This is a genomic window from Micromonospora phytophila, from assembly GCF_023656545.1.
GTDB classification, from domain to species: Bacteria; Actinomycetota; Actinomycetes; order Mycobacteriales; family Micromonosporaceae; genus Micromonospora; species Micromonospora phytophila.
In genome coordinates, this window is the sequence record NZ_JAMOKF010000543.1 from 1 (window position 1) to 2,261 (window position 2,261).

A 2,261-nucleotide genomic window follows, 5' to 3' on the forward strand; every position below is an offset into this window, starting at 1 on the left:
GGCGGCGAGCACGCAGGCGAGCACGCTGGCCGCGCCGACCGCCGGATAGCCGCCGACGGCGAGCACCGGGCCGGCCAGCACGATCGACGCCAGCACGCCGAGCGTCTCGGCCGTCCGGGCCCGGCCGACGGTGCGCGCGTACCGGCCGGCCGCGCCGAGGTGGTCGAGTTCGGTGAAGACCAGCGCCTCCAGGGCCCCGGAGGCCAGGGCCCCGCCGGCGCCCCAGAGCAGGAAGCCGACCGCGAACGCCGGGTACGACGGGGCGAGCACCCAGAGGGCGAAGGCGGCGGCGGTGACCAGCGGCGCGAGGCAGAGCAGCAGCCGCCGGGAGACGGCGTCGGCCCAGGCCCCGGAGGGGACCTCCAGCAGGATGCTGCTGGCCGACCAGATCACGAAGAGCGAGGAGATCTGCCAGACCGACAGGCCGGTGTCGCTGAACAGCAGCGCGTACACCGGGTAGAGCAGGACGAGTTCACCGAGGAACGCGTACCCGTAGAGGGTGACCGCCAGCCGGCGGACACGCCGGTCGGGCACGCGCGAGGAGTCGAGGGTCATGAGGCCTTCCCGTGGGGACGAAGCGGACGCCGGACGTACGGCGACCGCGGCGGCCCACGGCAGCGACCTCTAGCGGTGCATCAACATCGCCACGTCATGCTGGCGATGCTAGACGGGGACGGCCCGGGGGGCCACGCCATTCGGCGGACACGCGTCGGGGGTGGGACCCGTGCGGATCCCACCCCCGGCGTGCGGTGGCTCAGCGGCGGAACTTCTCGGCGTCGGTCGACGGGATGACCATGGTGGCCTCGGCGTCCGCACCGGTCGGCTGCGCCGGGATCGTGGCGCCCTGCGAGGTGACCTGAGTGGCGTCCGGATCGGCGTACGGCGTGACCGGGCCGGTGGCGTCCACGGCGCCGGCGCGCGGGACCGGCTGGGTGGCGTCCGCGTCGGCGGCGCGCGGCACGACCTGGGTGGCGTCGGCGGTCGGGCCGGTCAGGTGGGCCTCGGTGTCGCGGCGGCCGGCCTGGTAGGCGCGGGCGTGCGTGGCGATCAGCTGCGATTCCTGCTCGGCGCGGGTCAGCCAGGACTCCCAGCGGCTCTGCATCGGACGGACGAGCCCGCCGCCGACACCGACGACGAGGATGCCGCCGAGGGTGGCGAGCACCGCGACGAGCACCGGGGTGGTCACCGCAGTGGCCACGCCGATCTGGTTGAGCGCGGCGATGACGCCCAGGCCGAGGATGAAGATCGAGGCGATGGTGGCCAGGATCCGCCCGTACGAGAGCCCGCCCAGGGCGCCGCTGATGATGTCCTTGACCGCGTTGGCGATCGCCGCGGCGACCACGACGATGACGATGGCGACGAAGGCGCGGGGCAGCCAGGCGATCACCCCGGCGATCAGATCAGAGATCGGGTTCGGACCCCAGATGCCGAAGGCCAACTGGAGGGTGACCAGCAGGACCCCGTAGTAGGCCAGCTTGGCCACGATGTCGCTGGCGTCGTAGCGGGAGCGGGCGAGCGCCCGGCGGATGCCGCCGCGCTCCACCGCGCGGTCGAAGCCGACGCGCTCCAGGACCTTGTCCACGATCTTCAGCACGGCCTTGGCGATCAGCCAGCCGACCACCAGGATCGCCACGAAGGCGACGGCTTTGGGCAGGAAGAGCATCACCGAGCGGAGGGCGTCCCCCACCGCGTCACCGAAGTTGTCTCTCATCGGAAATCCTCCACACAGGCGTCCAGTTCGTCGGGGCCGGACCTACCCTGCCCGGACGCTGCGGAAACCCCGGCCAGCCGACGGGGGCGGGCCGCAGGCCCCGAGATCCGTACCGCGTTGCCGTGTGGACGGAGACGAACGGTCGCTCGTTCCGGCGTCGTCAGCGACGGCAGTCGTACGACACCGGGGCCTGCGCCTGCACGGGAGAGGGGGAGGTGATGTTGACCGTGGCCGTCTCGGTGGTGGTGCCCACGCCGGCGAAGGCCCAGCGTAGGGTCAGCGTGACGGTGCGCTGGCCGCGCCCCACCCGCTCGCTCAGCAGGCTGCTCGGCGCGCTGCCGGAGCGCAGCCACTGGTAGCGGATCTCCCCCGCCCGACCGTTGGTGGTCACGGTGGCCACCACGTCGACGGTGACGTCGCACCGGTCCCCGGCGGGCTGCGGCACCGCCACCGTCACCCCGGTGACCTCCAACGGGCTGAGCCGCTGCCACAGGTAGAGCCCGACGGCCGCCACGAATGCGACGGTGAGCAGGGTGGAGAGCACCGAGGT

General features: G+C 73.2%; 2 protein-coding genes and 1 pseudogene. All 3 read right to left on the reverse strand.

Annotation, left to right across the window (positions count from 1 at the left end; all coding sequences use genetic code 11):
* On the reverse strand, positions 1-555 hold a 555-nt coding region (locus NCC78_RS30965), incomplete at its 3' end, for an MFS transporter (RefSeq protein ID WP_504921382.1).
* Between the two features lie 199 nt (positions 556-754).
* Positions 755-1,711 (reverse strand): mechanosensitive ion channel family protein, encoded by a 957-nt coding sequence (locus tag NCC78_RS30970; RefSeq protein WP_250798971.1) that lies wholly within the window; start codon positions 1,709-1,711, stop codon positions 755-757.
* A 160-nt stretch (positions 1,712-1,871) separates the two neighbouring features.
* A pseudogene (locus NCC78_RS30975) lies at positions 1,872-2,261 on the reverse strand (hypothetical protein); the annotation flags it as partial.